Origin of the sequence: Bradyrhizobium sp. cir1 (assembly GCF_014198245.1) — a bacterium.
Taxonomy (GTDB): Bacteria; Pseudomonadota; Alphaproteobacteria; order Rhizobiales; family Xanthobacteraceae; genus Bradyrhizobium.
In genome coordinates this window covers 97914-115723 of record NZ_JACIHE010000008.1, presented here as the reverse complement: position 1 = coordinate 115723, position 17810 = coordinate 97914, and the positions used below count along the sequence as shown (strand labels likewise).

The following is a 17810-nucleotide window of genomic DNA, read 5'->3' as shown; positions in this document are numbered from 1 at the left end:
ATGCTGATGACCGAGCAGAGACGGCCGGCGATCCGCACCCTGCGCGGTTGGGCGATCCACGCGCTCCACGAAACAGGCGCCATCCGCGAGTGCGAGGAGCACGGTTGGATGTAGGACCGCGCCGATCCGCATGCACGAGAGCGGGCCTTCGAGATACATGGGTAATCCACAGTCTTCGGGCGGGCATCACGGCCCGGGAGCGCACAATCAGGAGGCGAAAACGACGATTATCTGCTATCAGGGCGGTTGTGGACCGCGTGCGTAGCCAGGATGAAACCCTGCCGGGGCTGGTGGGCGAGATCGGGGGCGATGGAACCGGAAGGACAGATCCCGGGGGAGAGGCTTACCGGCGACTTCGATGCCGCCGACGAATTGCTTTTTGCTGCCCAGAGCGGCGCATTGGGCGGTCTTGGCCCCATCCGCGTGCAGCGGTCGGGACAAATCGGTCCGCTGGTCGAACTGGTCCGTGCGCGACGGCGATACCCAGAAGCCTATGCCTCTGTGGTGCTCGAAGCGCCGTTCGTCGCGACAATTGATGCCGCGCTCGACGGTGACGCGGTGGCCGGCACCGAAAGGAACGCGCAGGCCGGCGTCTTCCCGCTTCAGCGGCTCGGGGCGGATGGCGCGCGATGGGATCTTTGGCAGCTTTGGGCGAGCCGGGCCGACCAGGCTGCCCTCACCGCCGGCTTCCCTGCGCAGATCGCGGCCGAGATTGTTGGTGCCCTCGGCGAGCTCCAGGACAATGTCTTCCGCCACAGCGAAGCCGCGCACACAGGGCTTGTCGCGTTCGCCGCGCGGCCGGGCGCGTTCGAAGTCGTCGTCAGCGATAGCGGGACCGGCGTGCTCGCGAGCCTGCGCTCGCATGCGGATTACGCCGGCATCGAGGACGCCGGCATGGCCCTGAAGGTGGCGGTGGCCGACGGCGAATCCCGTTTTGGCCGCGACAGCGGCTGCGGCTTCGGCATGGGACAGATGTTTCGTGCACTGGCCAACCATGACGGCGATCTACGTTTCCGCAGCGACGATCACGCGCTTGAGGTCCGCGGACATAGCCCGAGCCTCCAAGGTCGCGTCCAGCTCCGCCAGAAAACTCCGCTGCCCGGCTTGACCGTCAGTGTGCTTTGCCGGCCGACGAGCGTTCCGGGTCGAACGCTCTGAGCGCTCCACCGGCGCGAAGTCGGAGAGCAGCAGCGCCGTGCGCTTGGTGAAGATGTTGTGGGCAAGCAGATCGTCGATTGGCGCTCCCTTCGGAGTAGAGATTCGCGGCCAGCGCAGGCGGCCGGCCTCGGTGAATTCCGCCCGTCGGCGCTTAAGGGAGCGGGTGAAGGCATCCGTCTCGATCAAGATGACCTGGCCGAAGTGGCGCTTGAGGCGGCTGAGCACCTGGGCGCCGCCGCGCACCACGAGCGTGAGCGGACGTTCGGCGGCATCGGCAATCCGGCAGAGACGATCGACGTGCCAATCGATCCGGCTCGGCACGCCGGCGCCGGTGCGGAACTCAAAAGCAACGATCTCGACTTCCGGGCGTTCTCGCACGAAACGCATCCAGCGCGCATAGTCCTGGTCGGTCCTCGCGTTGAGGTGCAGCGCCGCTGGAATCCCGGCCGTCATCATCTCGACCCAGCTCAGCGCGATGCGTTTCATGCTGTGCAAATTGTCGGGCCGCGGCATGTTCAAGAACAGGCTGAAATTCGGCACGGTCACCAGCGCGATTCCAAGATCGCGCAGCGTCGACATGATCAACGCGCGATCGGCAAACGCCCACCACGCCTCGAGCTTGATGTCCCGATCAACGCCTGAGGCGACGATTGTCGCAGTCTCGGGGATGCGAAAGCGCTCGGCGAGCTCAGCGCGGGTGCGAACATGCGGCTGACCAGTTCGCATGTGGAAGAGCTCATACAAGGGAACGGCGACAACCGATTCATTCAGGACCGCTTTGCGGCTGTATTTATGGCCGATGAGCGGGATGACGGACGGCAACTCTGGCACCGCGAGAGCGTCAACTCGGGGCGTCGTCCCTAGCTCGAAGCCGCCGATCTCAAGGTAACGTTCGAAGAACTCGTCGGGCTTGTTGCGGCAAATGGAATCACAGGCGGCACGATCCTCGCACGAGCAAAAATCGTTGCAATCGAACACGCCAGCATCGGTGTGAAGGCCTCCGCAGGTCTTGAAGTCCGGACAGCCGCCGCAGCCAAGCGACGGCGCATAGAGCGCGGCGTCGTCGCGCAACCGATGGGAGGGCTTGAAGTCGCGTGTGGGTTCCTGCGGGGCGCGGCGGGTCATTTGAGTTTGATCTCCGCAGTCGCTTCTAGGATCCCGACGCGCTCGACGACGGCTGAAGCCATGCCCTGTCGCGCATCAACGGCGGCCCGCACGGAGGGCGGTGCATTGGTGATACTGGCGACCTGCCGGAGCCCGTCGAACACGACCAGATCGGCCCCCTTCGACTGGATCAGCACCGTGGCGCCCTGACATGCCGCTCCCTTCGCGATGAGCCTCGCCGTGAGCGTGCGGCTCTCCTCCGACATGCTGACATCCATCAAGGTTGGCGCCCTGATGCGGTCGATGCCTCTCGCCCAACGCTTGGTGTAGGGCTTGCCGCTGGCATTGCGGATGAAGTCGATTCCCATCACGCGACCTCCAAGACAGGTGCAAAGGTTTTGGTTTTCCCCGACCGGCGTTCGATCAGAAGACCGCGCGCGGCCAGATTGGATAGGCGGTTGTTCCAAGCCGTCGGCGCCAGGCTCTCTTGGCTCTGCGCCGCAAGGCTCGGCGCGCTCGCCGTACCCAGGCGCGCGACGAGATCGAAAGTCGAGCGGTGTGCCTTGTCGAGCTCGCCCAGAATCTTGGGATCGCGCACCTCGCCCGTCGCCGTCAGGTGGCAGATCCACATCGCATCCTTGCGATGCCGCAGAAAAAATTCGAGCTCTTCGGTCACTTCCGGAGAGGCGTTGGCGATGACCGGGTAGAGTCCGGGCAAGGTGGCGCGGGCATGATCGCGGAAAGCGACCACGCCCTCGCGCAGGAAGGAGGCGGTCGCAACGGTGACGCCATCGAAGTCCAAATAGGCAGGCTCCGGCTCGGCAGGCGGACGCGCAGCGGCGACCAGCTTTCCGAGAAGCTGACGGCCGGCTTGCACGCCGCTGAGCACCGGCTGGCCACCGGCCAGATCAAGGATCGACAACTTCACTTTTCCATCCTCATTGAATTCAGTGAGGATGGAGAGGGTGCCGTTTGTTGTCAAGGGTCGCCGATTTTATCCCCCAATTTCCGCAATGCCGGGCGAGGGGGAGCTGGATGGGCCGAATTAGGATATTGTGAATCCCGCGACCCCTCTAGAAAATTGTAAGCTTCGTGCTACATAATCGACCAATCTGTAGCACGAAGGTGGCAAATGCCAACCCCGCACAATCCTCCCGCCGCCGTTCGGCGGGCCCTGCGCAAGCTCGGCGCCGACATCCACGACGCCCGCCGGCGTAGGCGGCTGCCGATGGCGGTTGTGGCCGAGCGCGCGTTCACGTCCCGCTCGACCCTGCAAAGAATCGAGGCCGGCGACACCAACGTCAGCATTGGCATCTATGCCGGCGTCCTTCAGGCGCTCGGTCTTCTCGACGGTCTGGGCAAGATCGCCGACATCAGCAACGACAGCGTCGGCCAGGCGCTGTCCACCGCCGAACTGCCCAAGCATGTCCACCTCAAACGCAAGACCGGAGCCTCACGCGATGGCTGACTTCGAGGTCCATATCGATCTGGGCGGCCGCACGCGTCCTATTGGTCTGGCGAGGAGCAATCGGGTTCGCGGCGCGGAGACCATCCTTTTCGAGTATGACAGCTCCTGGCTTGAGGACGCTGACCGGTTCTCGCTGGAGCCTGCCCTTGCCCTGACGCGCGGCACCTTCGCTCCCCCTGCCGGACTGACGACCTTCGGCTCCATCGGCGACTCCGCGCCTGATACCTGGGGCCGCCGCCTCATGCAGCGCGCCGAACGCCGCCTCGCCGACCGCGAAGGTCGCGCCGTTCGCACACTTGCGGAAAGCGATTATCTTCTCGGCGTCGCCGACGAGACACGGCTTGGGGCACTCAGATTCCGTTGGGTCGGCGAAAAAAACTTCCAGGCGCCGATCCGCGCCGGCCTGCCGGCCCTGATCGAACTCGGCCGGCTGCTCCAGATCACCGAGCGCATTCTCCGGGACGAGGAAACGGACGAAGACCTTCAGCTCATCTTCGCGCCCGGCTCCTCGCTCGGCGGCGCGCGGCCGAAGGCGTCGGTCATCGACCAGCATGGCAACCTCTCCATCGCCAAGTTTCCGAAGGAAACGGACGACTACAGCATGGAGACCTGGGAGGAGATTGCGCTGCGGCTGGCGGGGCAGGCCGGCATCGCCACTCCGCAACACGAACTCGTCGAAGTGGCGGGGAAGGCGGTCATGCTATCGCGTCGCTTCGATCGCGACGGTGCGACCCGCATCCCCTTTCTATCGGCGATGGCGATGATGGGCGCCAAGGACGGCGACCGTGGCAGCTATCCTGAGATTGTCGACGCTCTCGCGCAGCATGGCGCGCAGGGAAAAACCGACGCCCATGCCCTCTATCGGCGCGTCGTCTTCAACGTGCTGATTTCCAATGTCGACGACCATCTGCGCAATCACGGCTTCTTCTGGCTGGGAAAGGCCGGATGGTCGCTCTCTCCGGCCTATGACCTCAATCCCGTGCCGACTGACGTGAAGGCGCGCGTGCTGACCACGAACATCGATCTGGACGAAGGGACCTGCTCGCTCGACCTGCTTGAGGCCGCGTCGGAGTATTTCGGGCTTTCTCTGCCGCAGGCCCGCACGATAATAAAAGAGGTCGCAGCAGTCACCAACACATGGCGCAATGTCGCCAAGGCCGTCGGCGCCCGGACCGCCGAGATCAACCGCATGGCTAGCGCCTTCGAGCACGACGATCTCAAGCGAGCGCTGGCGCTTTGACGCGGACATTCCTCCATAGCTTCGATCCTGCGGCGGCAAGCCCCATCGCCGGCCCGACCGTCAATCTTGAAGTCTCGGAAATCGAGGATGCCGGCATTCGGAGGTGCTGCAGACGCCAGGCGCCGCCTATGGCGCGTGGTCCATTCTCGATGCCCTGCTGGCGCCCACCGGCGCGGGAACGCCTTTCGTCTTCAGGGAACCGCTCGGACAAGCACGGGAGGTCAAAGTAGCTCTTTCCGGTCTGTTTGGACGCTTCGTCGCACGCGCTTACCTGGAGCGTTACTTCAACCTCTCGATCTTCGCTCATCTCGGCAGTCGGATCATCGACCTAGATCGCCGCCGAAGGATCAAGGTCAAGCGCCTTTCCCGCGGCGATTTGCCCGACTGGATCGCTTGCGCCTCCGACCTGTCCTCCCTGTCGGTCGCCGAAGCGAAAGGCTGTCATGATGTTGGGGGGCCGGCAAAAGCGCTCGCCCGCGCTTGGACGCAAGCTGGGCGAATAGACGTTACCGCACAAGACCGCAAAGTGACCGTGAAGCGCATCGCGATCGCGACACGCTGGGGAATGGCTGCGGCCGGACCTGCCGACGCCTATCTCTCAGTCCGCGATCCCGTCGACGAAGGCGATCCCATCGACCCAACCGAAAAGGACACGCTCTTTGTCAGGCTCCTTCGTCTGCATATCGCCAACCTCATCAAGCCACTCGGCCACGCCGAACTAGCAGGCGCTCTCCAGCGCCTCACTCATCAGCCATTTGCGCGAAGGCTCCCGGACGACCTCAACCGCGCCCGGGCACTGCTGGATGCAGCCCCCGTAGGAGAGCTGGAGAAAGCGGGATCCGTGGGCGGGCTGATCGGCGGGATCGTCACCCGCGCAGGCCCAGTCGACGCAGATGTCGCTCCCACGGACCAGGAGGCACTTGCTCGCCTCGACCTCCGGCCGGTCTTCGTCGGGATCGACCGTGATCTCATTCGCGCAGCGATCGATGCCGAGCCGCAAGCCGTGCGCAGCCGCATCGCCGATACAGTGAGCCCGGACGAGTTTGCCAGATCTGACCGTGCCGGCGGCTGGATCATTCCGCTCGGCGAAGAACGACGCATCATTCGCAGCACATGAAGCAGCAGCAGTCCGCTGAATCCAATTTAGGCCGCGTCATGTCCATCGACCGGGTTGCAGCACATTGCCCAGCCTATAGAGTTTGAAAGCAAGTCAGCATGATATATGACCTGTTCCTTCACCGTTATCCGCAGCAAATCTATTGGGCTGACCGCCCTACCCCTGCGATCCACCAGCTTTTCGTTCAAGCTGCTCACATCATCTTCGACGACCTTGTGAAGCCGCTACACCTGGACGGGGACTTCTTCAGGCGCGTGCACGATGCGCTCGCGCGGGAGACCGGCCGCGGGCGTCTCTACGACGCGCAATCCTGGGACGCGGTCTGTGGGGAATTCCTGACCGAGACCTATGATCTCTGGAAGGATCGTCACGGGACCGCCGACACATTCTTGAAGACGCGTCTCAGCTTGATCGAATTGCTGTTTCGTTCGGCAGAGGAGCGCGCTCGCGAAATCAATTCGACCGTGCCCGAGGCGTTGCGCGTTGTCGCACGCGCCGTTGACGAGTTGAATAGCCGCCTCCGCCATGCCCGCATGGAGCTGCACTATCACAACGGGCTACTGCAATCCGCGCGAGACGAGCTCACAGAAACGCGCACTGCGGAACCCTGCTGGGCGGTACTGCACGACGCGAAATGGGCGAATGTCGATCAAGAGTTAAAGGAAGCAATCGAGCACGCCGACGACCAGCGCAAAGATGCAGCTTTCCACGCGGCCAAGGCGCTCGAAAGCACAATTAAGATCATATCTGACGACAAAGGCTCGTCGACCGGCCGCGAGCGCGGCGCCGCCAACTATATCGACAATCTCGTCAGCCAACAGAACTGACGGTTCATCGCTCCGTGGGAGGGCGACATGCTCAAGGCGTTCTTCATCCATGTGCGCAATCCACACGGTCATGGCGCGGGCAGCCAACCGCCGCCCGCCTTGACGTCGCACCAAACGGAATGGGCCATCGAGACGGCAATGGCATGGATCAAGAATCTGGTTCGTCGTTCCTGACAACAGCACACACGACACATAGTAATCAGAGATGCCCCCGCAACGAAGGAGCCCTAGAATAACCTAGAAGATTTTCTCGCCCAATTTAGAGTCTTTATCTTCATCCAACGTCCGATTTGTATCCGAATGCCGCCGATTGTCTCATCGACCAGGATATGGCGCTTCTCGAAAAACAGATTTCACGTACGCTGGACGTCGCGGCCAGTCCAAAGGCCTTCCCTATTCGCAAGTGCCCATTCCCCATGCCGAAGCGTAGAATCGACAAGTCCGCCCGCGCGAAAGCACGCCCCGATCCCGCTCAATGGAACGAGGATGAAGTGATGACCCTCGTCGAGGCTGCTATCGTATTCTTTCCGACCGGCCCTTTGACTTTATCTTCACTACGCAGAGCCGCGGCCGCCGGGACTCTTGAAATTGCCAAAGTGGCAGGTAAGGATTTGACCACACCTCGCGCCATCCGCAAATTGGTCAAGCCATCATGCCGGGCCGCAAAGCCAAGCCCCCACGCCTCTGGTTCAGAGAGGGCGATGAAACCTGGATCATCCTCGATCGTGGCCGGCAAATCCGCACAGGTTGCGGCCGCGACGACATTGACGGCGCTGCGAAGGCGCTCGAAGCCTACATCGGCGGGAAGCACACAACGACCGTCGGCGCGACCGACCCCAGCGTCCTCGCCATTGCCGACGTGCTGACTGCCTATGAGATTTCTAAGAGGCCGAAGGACAAGAGCGACGATCGCGCCTGGGCGCAGCATGACCTTCTGCTGATCCGGCTGCTCGACCTCAACAATTTCTTCGGTGACAAGACCGTGAGCGCGCTCAAGGCGCAGCTCTGTCGCGACTTCGTCGACTGGTCGACAGGCGCACCTAGCGACAACAACAAGACCGCTGGCGTTGCGCCGCGCGAGTGCATGGTGTCCGACCAGACCGCGCGCCGGCGCCTGGAAGATCTCCGCGCCGCGATCAATGCCTATCACGCCGAGCATACGCTGAGCTTCGTGCCCAAGGTGACGTTGCCGTTCAAGACCGAGGGCCGGCAGCGCTGGCTCACGCGTAACGAAGCCGCGCGGCTGCTCGGGGCCGCGCTCGGCTATCTCTGGGATGGAGAGAAGAAGACATGGAAGCGTACGAACGGCCGACTGGTCCGCCGCGAGCGCTGGATTATCAATCGCCGCCGGCCGGCCGCGCGCTTCATCCTAGTCGGCCTCTACTCGGCCAGGCGCGAGGAGACGATCCGCCGGACGCAATGGCTGGCGACTACGACGCATCCGTGGATGAACCTGGACGCGATGATCTATCAGGGCCGCGGCACCGAGGAGCGCAAGACCAAGAAGCGCCGACCTCCCGCGAAGATCGCAAACCGGCTGCGGCCGCACCTGGTGCGCTGGCGCAAGATCGATGCACACCGATCAGCCGAGCTGCGTGCCGCCGGCATCATGAAGACAGGCGAAGAGATCCGCTTCGTCGTTACGCGCATGAACGACGGGCGTCCGCTCGCCGGGAAGATCCGTTCAGCCTGGGAAGGCATTCTCGAGGATGCCGGGCTCGGTGAGGACGTCGTGCGTCACTCGCTGCGCCACACGGCCGCGACCTGGCTGATGCAGCAGGGCACCGACCGCTGGCAGGCCGCCGGCTGGCTTGGGATGACGCTGGAGCAGCTCGAGAACGGCTACGGGCATCACCACCCGGACTTCCAGGAAGAGGCGGCGGAGGCGTTTGGTGGGCGGCGGTGAAATCGACGCGCACTGTGTGGTGGCGGGCGAAAACACCACTCGCTGATCGCGTCCCACGGAACGGGGGGCGCGCGGAGGCCGTTTAGTGCAAGGCGGTAGCAGGTTAGATCTCGTTTGAGATCTCATTGTAATCTGCTAACGCCGCATTATAGCGCTCGACAGCGGCTTGCTCGGCTGGCGTGCCTCTTGCCCGCTTCAGCGCTTCCTTAGCCTCGATGAGTTTTTCAAGGCAACTTTTCCACCGTGACCAGAGCGGATGATCTTCGACCGCCATCAACCACCCTTCCGGTTAGCCACGTCAGTCAGGAAGTAGAGCGACCAAAGAACCGTAACCGACAGGAACGACATCGAAAGAGCTAGCGCGAGAGAACCCGCAGCACGCAGGGCGAACTGCACATGAGGGACGGCCGCCGTCCAAGCAAGCACAGCGTCGCGCAGTAGCCCGGCGGCCACAACGCTGATCAAGACGACGAGACCGAGGAAGCTCAGATAGCCGAGCAAGAAGCACAGGAACTGACGCATCGTCAGCGGATCGTTGTCGAGCCAAAGCTCTGCACCGATCGGGCGCCGATCGAGGTTCGGTCCAGGCGCCCCCATCGAAACAGCAGCTAGCGCGCCGATCATAAACGGCACCGCCATCACCAGAAGATCGCGAGTGAAGCGCAACAATCCATTGTCGCCGAACAGTGCCGGCCGCGGATCGATCGCGAGATAGATGGCCCAGCCGACAACGCCGACCACAATCGGGATTATCAGGTCATCCGTCCGCTTTTCGGGGTGACGAATCTGGAGGTAGCGCAAAGGCGCGGGCAGACGCAGGCGGGACTGATGCCCGCCGTGGTCCACTTCCAGTATCTTTATTTGCCGCGCTGCCATAGCTGATCCTTGTCAAGGAATGTGGCCATTTGGTCGGCGATTTCATCGTCAATTTCAGAATACCACTCTCGCGGCTCATGCTCCAAGGACATGAGTTCCTTTTGGCACATTACCAGATCCGTCGCTCCCGCGAGAGCCTGGTGGATCTTGCCAGTTACTGCCGTTCCGCCATTGACCTGCCGATAGGTCAGAAGTCATATGGGCCAGCTCTCGACCACCGGCTGTCGCAAAGGAAAGCGATCTGCCAACGTCAGCAAGAAGCTCGAGGCGTGGGCTGTACTTGTACACCTTGATGCTTGCTTTGCCTTTGCGATCGGGCAGATGAACCTCGTAAGTCAGCTCGTCGTTATGGGCCCAACGACGAAGCTGCCTGCACAAAAAGGTCTCGATCATTCCGCGATTGATGGTGTGCGCGACCTCGATCGCGCACCGATAGTCGCCATCGTCATGCTGCTTGATGGGGAGCCGCACAACGACGTGGCAAGACACCCCTCCACGCTCGTTCTTCCCACCAGAGATGTTGCGGCCCTTCAAGCTGCTGGTGTCGACGACAGAGAAGCTCTTTTTGCTCTGGTCGACAAATTCCAACAGCAGCTTGGCGTACCTATGCGCGCCGCTGGTCGCGATCTTGATCTGACGCAACCAGATGAAGTTGTGGCCGACGCAGCGAGCTATCCTCTCGTCTTCTGTCTCCTCGTCATCCTTCTCGGTGTCGCCGGCGCCAAAGAACTCGATGGCGGATCCTGCCTCGTTCCGCTCCTGCAGCACGTTGAACAGCTCGACGCCAGCCACCGTTGGTGGCTTAAATGCAACAGGGGCTCTGGAAATCGAGATACTCGCCAACCGGTTCAAAATAACGAAGCGCTGAAATTCTTCCGCCAATGTCTGCCTCCCGGACGGGCACCGTTGTGCCGGAGCCCCGACTGGATGACACAACTTATCGGGTGCTCAAATGTCCGAAACACGCAATTCACGAGAAGTACATCGAGACAAAAGGCGCAATTCATTGCGCCTTTCATTGCGCAAAACGGTGCCCGAACCTATAAGTGCTTGAAATTATGGTCGGAGTGGCAGGATTCGAACCTGCGACCCCTGCGTCCCGAACGCAGTGCTCTACCGGGCTGAGCCACACTCCGACAAGAAGGCGGCTTATAGCGTCGGGTTTGGCGCACTGCAAGCGGCCGAGATGAGGAATTTTGTCCCTGTGAAAACGGGTCTTGAAACGCTGATTTTACCGGCTGGCGAGGCCGCCGCCGAGGCCGCCGCCCGGACGCTCGCGGCCGGCGGGCTGGTCGCGTTTCCGACCGAGACGGTCTACGGGCTCGGCGCGGACGCCGCCAATGCCACGGCTGTCGCCCATATCTACAGCGCCAAGGGGCGGCCCGCCTTCAATCCGCTGATCGCGCATGTCGCGGACATCGCCGCTGCACGCCGGATCGGCCGGTTCGACGCGCGCGCCTTGAAGCTTGCGGAGGCGTTCTGGCCGGGGCCGCTGACCCTGGTGGTGCCGAAGACGGACGACTGCCCGGTGGCGGAGCTCGCCACCGCGGGCCTCGACACCGTCGCGATCCGCATTCCTGCCCACCCGGTGGCGCAGGCGATCCTGCGCGCCTTTGGCGGGGCGGTGGTGGCGCCGTCCGCCAACATCTCCGGCCATGTCTCGCCGACGCTGGCGGCCCATGTCGAGAGCGATCTTGCGGGGCGGATCGATTTGATCGTCGATGGTGGTCCGGTCGACGTCGGCGTCGAATCGACGATCGTCGGCTGCTTCGAGACGCCGATGCTGCTTCGCCCCGGCGGGCTGTCGCGCGAGCGAATCGAGGCGGTGCTCGGTGCTCCCCTGACGCGGCCGCCCGTGGAGGCTGGCAGCGACGACGGCCAGCCGCTGGCGCCGGGCATGCTGGCCTCGCACTACGCGCCGCGCGCCAATGTGCGGCTCAACGCGCGCGACGTGGTGCCGGGCGAAGCGCTGCTAGCGTTCGGCCCCGAGCGCCTGCCCGGCCTTGACGCTGCGTCGGCCGTCATGAATTTGTCGCCCGCCGGTGATCTCGATGAAGCGGCCGCCAATCTGTTCGGCTATCTTCGTAGCCTGGATGCGAGAGGGCCGCGGGCGATCGCGGTAATGCCGATTCCCGAAGTGGATCTGGGCGAGGCAATCAATGACCGGCTGCGCCGGGCGGCCGTGGCGCGCTAGCGCATGATCCGGAAAAGTGTGAAGCGGTTTTCCGATAAGATCATGCGCAAAAGATAAGAAGCGGAATGAAAGAAGACGAGATGAACATCAACAAATCTGCCACGCCTCCGCTTGCGCCCGAGCTGATCGAACAATTCCGCAAGATCGTCGGCGAACGCCACGCGATCACCGATGCCGCCGACATCGAGGCCTACGTCACCGAGGAGCGCAACCTGTTCCACGGCCGCTCGCCGCTGGTGCTGCGCCCGGGCTCGACCGCGGAAGTCGCGGCGATCTGCAAGCTCGCCTCGGAGCACAGAATCGCGCTGGTGCCGCAGGGCGGCAACACCGGCCTCGTCGGCGGGCAGACGCCGCACAATGGCGAGGTGGTGGTGTCGCTGCGGCGGCTCGACAAGATCCGCGAGGTCGACACCGCCTCCAACACCATGACCTGCGAGGCTGGCGTGGTGCTGCAGATCGCGCAGCAGAAGGCCTCAGACGTGGACCGGCTGTTTCCGCTGTCGCTGGGCGCCGAAGGCAGCTGCACCATCGGCGGCAATCTCTCCACCAATGCCGGCGGCACCGCCGCGCTCGCCTATGGCGTCGCGCGCGAGATGGCGCTGGGGCTCGAGGTCGTGCTCGCCGACGGGCGCGTGCTCAACGTGCTGTCCAAGCTGAAGAAGGACAACACCGGCTACAATCTGCACAACCTCTTCATCGGCGCGGAAGGCACGCTCGGCATCATCACGGCAGCGACACTCAAACTGTTTCCGAAGCCGCGGGCGGTCGAGACTGCCTTCGTCGGGCTGAAGTCGCCCGAAGCGGCCTTGAAGCTGCTGACGATCGCGCAGGGCGAAGCCGCCAATGCGCTGACGAGCTTTGAATTGCTGTCGGAGATGGCGGTCGATTTCTCGGTGCGCCACGGCATCGACGTGCGCGATCCGCTTAGCGAGAAGCATCCCTGGTACGTGCTGATGGAATTATCCACGGCCAGCGACGACGCCCGCACGCCGCTGGAGACGATCCTGACCCGCGCCATGGAGGAGATCGTCGACGACGCCGTGATCGCGGCCAGCCTCGCCCAGCGCAACAATTTCTGGAAGCTGCGCGAGGAAATGTCGGCGGCGCAGAAGCCGGAGGGCGGCTCGATCAAGCACGACATCTCCGTGCCCGTCGCCGCCGTGCCCGCCTTTATCGAGGAAGCCAACGCCGCGGTGGTGAAGCTGATCCCGGGCGCGCGGCCGGTGCCGTTCGGCCATCTCGGCGACGGCAATCTGCACTACAATGTCAGCCAGCCGATAGGCGCCAATACGGCCGACTACCTGGCGCGCTGGCACGAGATGAACGCCGTGGTGTTCGAGATCGTGCTGCGCATGGGCGGCTCGATCTCGGCCGAGCACGGCATCGGCGTGCTCAAGCGCGACGAACTGCCCGAGGTGAAGGACAAGACCGCGATCGAGCTGATGCGACAGATCAAGGCGATGCTCGATCCGCTCGGCATCATGAATCCCGGGAAGGTGCTGTGAGCGTATCCATCTCCCCTGCTCTCACGATCGACGCGATCGGGGATGCCGATGTTGAGCCCGTTGTCGCGCTGTGGCAGCGCTGCGGCCTGACGCGGCCCTGGAACGATCCGCATGCCGACATCGCGCTGGCGCGGCGGCGGGAGAATTCGACGGTGCTGATCGGCCGCGACAATGGCGCGATCGTCGCGTCCGTCATGGTCGGCCATGACGGCCATCGCGGCTGGGTCTATTACGTCGCTGTCGATCCTGACAGCCGGAAGCGCGGTTACGGCCGCGTCATCATGGCCGCGGCCGAGGACTGGCTGCGGAGCGCCGGCATCGCAAAGCTCCAGCTGCTGGTCCGCCGCGAGAACGCGCAGGCCAATGCGTTTTATGACTCGCTGGGCTTCGAGCTATCGACCTCGGTGATGTTCCAGAAGTGGCTCGACGGCCGCGCTTCGACTCCCTAGCTCCCGGAAAACAGCCATGACCATTTCCGACCGCGTCCGCATCAAGGACGTCCGCGTGCTCTCGGACAATTGGACGCCCCTGAAGACCACCACGTTCGAGTACCGCCGCGCCAATGGCGCGTGGCAGACGCAGCACCGCGAGACCTATGAGCGCGACAACGCCGCCGCCGTACTGCCTTACAACCTTGCCCGGCGCACCGTGATCCTGGTGCGCCAGTTCCGCCTGCCCGCGTTCATCCGCGGCTACGACGACCTCCGGATCGAGGCCGCCGCCGGCGTGCTGGACGATGCGTCTCCCGAGGTGCGCATCCGCGCCGAAGCGGAGGAGGAGACCGGCTATCGCCTGCATCACGTCCACAAGGTGTTCGAGGCCTTCATGAGCCCCGGCGCGGTGACGGAGAAGCTGCATTTCTTCGTCGCCGAATACGAGCCGGAAATGCGGGTGAGCGACGGCGGCGGCCTCGAGCACGAGGGCGAGGATATCGAGGTGCTGGAGCTCGGCATCGACGAGGCCCTGGCGATGATCGCCGACGGCCGCATCATCGACGCCAAGGCGATCATGCTGCTGCAATACGTGGCGCTGCATATTTTCATGTGAGCTGTCTTCCTTCTCCCCTTGCGGGAGAAGGTGGCGCGAAGCGCCGGATGAGGGGTATGCTTCCGCGAACTCCCGAGGGAGTTGGACTCGCGGAGAGATACCCCTCACCCGTCTCGCCGCTTCGCGGCGAGCCACCCTCTCCCGCAGGGGGGAGAGGGGGGAAGAGAGCGCCCGCTCTATCAGCGTTGCAATTCTGTCCTGCGCCGCCGCTCTCCCCGTTGAGCAACCCCAAAACTATCTCTAGTCTGGCCCCAACCAAGAACCAGGAGACGCGCCCCATGTCCGCTCCGCGCGACGACGAATTCGGCTTTGCGCCCGACTACGATTCTCCCGTCCCCTACATGCAGCGCACGCGCGATTATTACGCGGCGATCGGCTACACCACGCCATACCGCTGGGCGCATTACACCGAGGCGCCGTTCCAGCCGCTGAAGAAGCCGCTGGCGAAGTCGCGCGTCACCATCATCACGACCGCGGCGCCCTACGATCCCGCCAAGGGCGATCAGGGGCCGGGCGCGGCGTATAACGGCAGCGCGAAGTTCTACCAGGTCTATGACGGCGACACCTCGCAGCAGCACGACCTGCGCATCTCCCACATCGGCTACGACCGCAAGCACACCTCGGCCACCGACAGCGGCACCTGGTTTCCGCTGCCGCAGCTGTTGAAGGCGTCCGCCGCCGGGCGCATCGGTGACGTGGCGCCGCGCTTCTTCGGCGCACCGACCAACCGCAGCCATCGCGTCACGCTCGACACCGACGCGCCGGAGATTCTGTCGCGTTGCCTCGCCGACAAGGTCGATGTCGCCGTGCTGGTGCCCAACTGCCCGGTGTGCCACCAGACCACGGCGCTGGTGGCGCGGCACCTCGAGCGGAACGGCATTCCGACCGTGATCATGGGCTGCGCCAAGGACATCATCGAGCATGCCGCCGTGCCGCGCTTTCTGTTCTCGGACTTCCCGCTCGGCAATTCCGCGGGTAAGCCGCATGACGTCGCTTCGCAGGCGCAGACGCTGGAGCTCGCGCTGAAGCTTCTGGAGACCGCGAGCGGCCCGCAGACGACGATGCAGTCGCCGCTGCGCTGGAGCGAGGACGCCTCCTGGAAGCTCGACTACAACAACGTCGCCCAGCTCTCCCCTGAAGAGCTGGCGCGACGCCGCGCCGAATTCGACAAGCAGAAGGAGATCGCGCGCGGCAACCGCGCCGCCTGACGTCCTCCGATAACAACAATCAAGGGAGAGCGACGTGACGCGACCGTTCGAGGGCGTGAAGATCCTGGATTTCACGCAAGTGCTGGCCGGCCCCTATGCGAGCTATCAGCTTGCGCTGCTCGGCGCGGACGTCATCAAGGTCGAGCGGCGCGAGGGCGAGGACATGCGCCGCACCCCGCTTTCTCGCGAATGGGCCGAGCGCGGGCTGGCGCCGGCGTTCCAGGCCATCAACGGCAACAAGCGCAGCCTGACGCTGGATTTGCAGAAGCCCGATGCCATCGCGATCGTGAAGAAGCTTGTTAGCCAGGTCGACGTCGTGATGGAGAATTTCCGCCCGGGCGTGATGGACAAGCTCGGCATCGGCTATGAGGCGCTCTCCGCGATCAATCCAAAACTGATCTATTGCGCGGTCTCCGGCTTCGGCCAGACCGGCCCGGATCGCCTGCGCCCTGGCTATGACGGCAAGATGCAGGCGCTCTCGGGCATCATGGCGATCACCGGCCATCCCGAGACCGGGCCGACGCGCGCGGGCTTTGCGGTGTGCGACGTGCTCTCGGGCGCCACCGCCGCCTTCGGCGTGTCGAGCGCGCTGTACCAGCGCGACCGCACCGGCAAGGGGCAGCTCATCGACGTCTCCATGCTGGAGGCAACGCTGGCGTTTCTCTCAGGGCAGATCGCGGACTGGTCGGTCGCCGGCCATCGCCAGCAGCTTTCCGGCAACCAGGCGGTGAGCCGCAGGACCACGGCGAATTTGTTCAAGTGCGGTGACGGCCACATCCTGCTTGCCGTCAACAACGAGAAGCAGTACCGCGCGCTGATGTCCACGCTCGGACGCGAGGATACGCTGAGCGATCCGCGCTTTGCCGACTGGTTCTCCCGCAACGAGAACGAGGGTGCCCTGCGCGCCATCATCGAGGAGGCGCTGGCGAAACGGCCGGCCCGTGAATGGGAGACGATTTTGGAAGACGCCGGCGCGCCCTGCGCCAGCATCTGGAAGGTCGAGGAGGTGATCGACCATCCCCAAGTGAAGGCCCGCGGTGCGATCCAGGAGCTGGATACACCCTACGGCCGTCTGCGCTTTGCCGGCAGCGGCTTCAAGCTCGCCCATGGCGGCGGACGGCTGGACCGGATGGCACCGGAGCTGGGGGCTGATACGGATGCAGTGCTGGGTGAACTCGGGTTCGATGCGGCGGAGATCGCGGCGCTGAGGGCAAGGGAGGTTGTCTGAACCTCCGCTGCTGTAGACTGGGCAAAGGCGCAACGCGCCGTGCCCACCAATCTATCCGTTTCCTCGGTGAGCGATCGTGGGCACGCTTCGCTTTGCCCACCTACGGCAGCGCGCCTAGAACAACGAGCCCTGCCCGTCATCGGACGACGCAGCAGCGACCTTCCTCGTGACCTTCTTCGGCTTCGGCGCCTCCGCCTCCATCTCCTCTGCACTGATCGGCAACAACAACTGCTCGTCGTCATTGGCGACGCGGTTGACGCGGGTGGAGACCGCGTGCCAGGCGAATTCGCCGATGCGCGGGGGCCTCATCAGCGGCAGGATCGCGTCGACCTCGTCGCCGCGGCTATCGAGCCAGCGCTCGAAATCGCGCGGGCTGATGGTGACGGGCACACGGTCGTGCAGCGCGGCGAGATCCTCGCTGGCCGCCGCCGTGACGATCGCGACCGTGTCGAGTTCCTCGCCGTTCGGCCCGACCCAGGTCTCGAACACCGCGGCAAAGCCAAGCGGTTCGCCGTCGGCGCGGTGGATGAAGAACGGCTGCTTGCGGCCGCCTTCCGACTTCCATTCATAGTAGCCGTCGGCGGGGATCAGGCCGCGCCGCCGGCGAATCGCTTTTTTGAACGCGGGCTTCTCCAGCACCGTCTCGGAGCGGGCATTGATCAGCAGCGTAAATCCGCGGGGGTCCTTGACCCAGGACGGCAGCAGCCCCCAGCGCATCAGGCGGAAATGGCGGGCACCATTCTCGACCAATACGACCGGAATCGGCTGCGTCGGAGCGACATTGTACCGGGGCGGAAAATTCGGCTGCTCGACATAGCCGAACAGTTGCCGCAAAGCCGCGGGGGCCGAAGTTATGACGAAGCGTCCACACATCCTTGGGGGCCTATATAGGGTCCGTTCAGGTCCTTTTAACCCCGAACGTTAACACTGCG

The 17810-nt window shown here is 63.9% G+C and carries 19 protein-coding genes and 1 tRNA gene; 12 read left to right on the top strand and 8 right to left on the bottom strand.

The window, feature by feature from the left end; translation table 11 throughout:
• Positions 1-1005: 1005 nt before the first annotated feature.
• From GGD63_RS18340 to GGD63_RS18330, 3 genes are read right to left on the bottom strand one after another with little or no spacing between them, the layout of a single operon-like run.
• Positions 1006-2283, bottom strand: a complete 1278-nt coding sequence (locus tag GGD63_RS18340; protein WP_183244429.1) for a DUF4417 domain-containing protein — start codon at positions 2281-2283, stop codon at positions 1006-1008.
• Positions 2280-2633: a hypothetical protein gene (locus GGD63_RS18335; protein WP_183244427.1), complete on the bottom strand. Its 354-nt coding sequence runs from the start codon at positions 2631-2633 to the stop codon at positions 2280-2282. The genes GGD63_RS18340 and GGD63_RS18335 overlap by 4 nt, the downstream gene beginning before the upstream one ends.
• Positions 2630-3244 carry a hypothetical protein gene (locus tag GGD63_RS18330; RefSeq protein WP_246785539.1) on the bottom strand — a complete coding sequence of 205 codons (615 nt, stop codon included), beginning with the start codon at positions 3242-3244 and terminating at the stop codon, positions 2630-2632. The genes GGD63_RS18335 and GGD63_RS18330 overlap by 4 nt, the downstream gene beginning before the upstream one ends.
• A gap of 150 nt (positions 3245-3394) precedes the next feature.
• On the opposite strand from GGD63_RS18330, the gene GGD63_RS18325 reads away from it, so the two are divergent.
• The 6 genes from GGD63_RS18325 to GGD63_RS18300 all read left to right on the top strand — a co-directional run bounded on the left by GGD63_RS18325 (position 3395) and on the right by GGD63_RS18300 (position 8820).
• The gene (locus tag GGD63_RS18325) at positions 3395-3730 is read left to right on the top strand and encodes a helix-turn-helix domain-containing protein (RefSeq protein ID WP_183244425.1); all 336 of its coding nucleotides are present in this window, start codon (positions 3395-3397) and stop codon (positions 3728-3730) included.
• Positions 3723-4970, top strand: a complete 1248-nt coding sequence (locus tag GGD63_RS18320) for a type II toxin-antitoxin system HipA family toxin (RefSeq protein WP_183244423.1) — start codon at positions 3723-3725, stop codon at positions 4968-4970. Before GGD63_RS18325 ends, GGD63_RS18320 begins: the two co-directional genes overlap by 8 nt.
• A gap of 103 nt (positions 4971-5073) precedes the next feature.
• The gene (locus GGD63_RS18315; RefSeq protein ID WP_312013320.1) at positions 5074-6087 is read left to right on the top strand and encodes a hypothetical protein; all 1014 of its coding nucleotides are present in this window, start codon (positions 5074-5076) and stop codon (positions 6085-6087) included.
• 98 nt (positions 6088-6185) lie between these two features.
• Positions 6186-6914, top strand: a complete 729-nt coding sequence (locus tag GGD63_RS18310) for an AbiJ-NTD4 domain-containing protein (RefSeq protein WP_183244421.1) — start codon at positions 6186-6188, stop codon at positions 6912-6914.
• A 27-nt stretch (positions 6915-6941) separates the two neighbouring features.
• On the top strand, positions 6942-7088 hold the full coding sequence (locus GGD63_RS18305; RefSeq protein ID WP_183244419.1) for a hypothetical protein: 147 nt from the start codon (positions 6942-6944) through the stop codon (positions 7086-7088).
• Between the two features lie 478 nt (positions 7089-7566).
• Complete coding sequence (locus tag GGD63_RS18300) at positions 7567-8820, top strand: hypothetical protein (protein WP_183244418.1); 1254 nt, start codon at positions 7567-7569, stop codon at positions 8818-8820.
• A gap of 103 nt (positions 8821-8923) precedes the next feature.
• Here the strand turns inward: GGD63_RS18300 and GGD63_RS18295 are convergent, their stop codons facing one another.
• From GGD63_RS18295 to GGD63_RS18280, 4 genes are all read right to left on the bottom strand, one after another.
• Entirely contained in the window at positions 8924-9094 is a 171-nt protein-coding gene (locus tag GGD63_RS18295; protein ID WP_183244416.1) for a hypothetical protein, read from the bottom strand.
• A complete protein-coding gene (locus tag GGD63_RS18290; protein ID WP_183244414.1) occupies positions 9094-9696 on the bottom strand; it encodes a hypothetical protein in 603 nt (200 codons plus the stop codon). Before GGD63_RS18290 ends, GGD63_RS18295 begins: the two co-directional genes overlap by 1 nt.
• A 75-nt stretch (positions 9697-9771) precedes the next feature.
• On the bottom strand, positions 9772-10578 hold the full coding sequence (locus tag GGD63_RS18285; RefSeq protein WP_183244412.1) for a hypothetical protein: 807 nt from the start codon (positions 10576-10578) through the stop codon (positions 9772-9774).
• Positions 10579-10755: 177 nt separating this feature from the next.
• Positions 10756-10832: transfer RNA gene (locus tag GGD63_RS18280), tRNA-Pro, on the bottom strand.
• Between the two features lie 68 nt (positions 10833-10900).
• Between GGD63_RS18280 and GGD63_RS18275 the strand changes: the two genes are divergently transcribed.
• From GGD63_RS18275 to GGD63_RS18250, 6 genes are all read left to right on the top strand, one after another.
• On the top strand, positions 10901-11890 hold the full coding sequence (locus GGD63_RS18275) for an L-threonylcarbamoyladenylate synthase (RefSeq protein WP_183244410.1): 990 nt from the start codon (positions 10901-10903) through the stop codon (positions 11888-11890).
• An 80-nt stretch (positions 11891-11970) separates the two neighbouring features.
• The gene (locus tag GGD63_RS18270; RefSeq protein ID WP_183244726.1) at positions 11971-13395 is read left to right on the top strand and encodes an FAD-binding oxidoreductase; all 1425 of its coding nucleotides are present in this window, start codon (positions 11971-11973) and stop codon (positions 13393-13395) included.
• Between the two features lie 8 nt (positions 13396-13403).
• Positions 13404-13844 (top strand): GNAT family acetyltransferase, encoded by a 441-nt coding sequence (locus GGD63_RS18265; protein WP_183244725.1) that lies wholly within the window; start codon positions 13404-13406, stop codon positions 13842-13844.
• Positions 13845-13860: 16 nt separating this feature from the next.
• Positions 13861-14442: a GDP-mannose pyrophosphatase gene (locus GGD63_RS18260; protein WP_183244408.1), complete on the top strand. Its 582-nt coding sequence runs from the start codon at positions 13861-13863 to the stop codon at positions 14440-14442.
• 278 nt (positions 14443-14720) lie between these two features.
• A complete protein-coding gene (locus GGD63_RS18255; protein ID WP_183244406.1) occupies positions 14721-15650 on the top strand; it encodes a glycine reductase in 930 nt (309 codons plus the stop codon).
• Positions 15651-15684: 34 nt separating this feature from the next.
• Positions 15685-16878 carry a CaiB/BaiF CoA-transferase family protein gene (locus tag GGD63_RS18250; protein WP_183244404.1) on the top strand — a complete coding sequence of 398 codons (1194 nt, stop codon included), beginning with the start codon at positions 15685-15687 and terminating at the stop codon, positions 16876-16878.
• Positions 16879-16992: 114 nt separating this feature from the next.
• Here GGD63_RS18250 and GGD63_RS18245 read toward each other — a convergent pair whose 3' ends face one another.
• Complete coding sequence (locus GGD63_RS18245) at positions 16993-17751, bottom strand: SOS response-associated peptidase (RefSeq protein ID WP_183244402.1); 759 nt, start codon at positions 17749-17751, stop codon at positions 16993-16995.
• Positions 17752-17810: the final 59 nt, after the last annotated feature.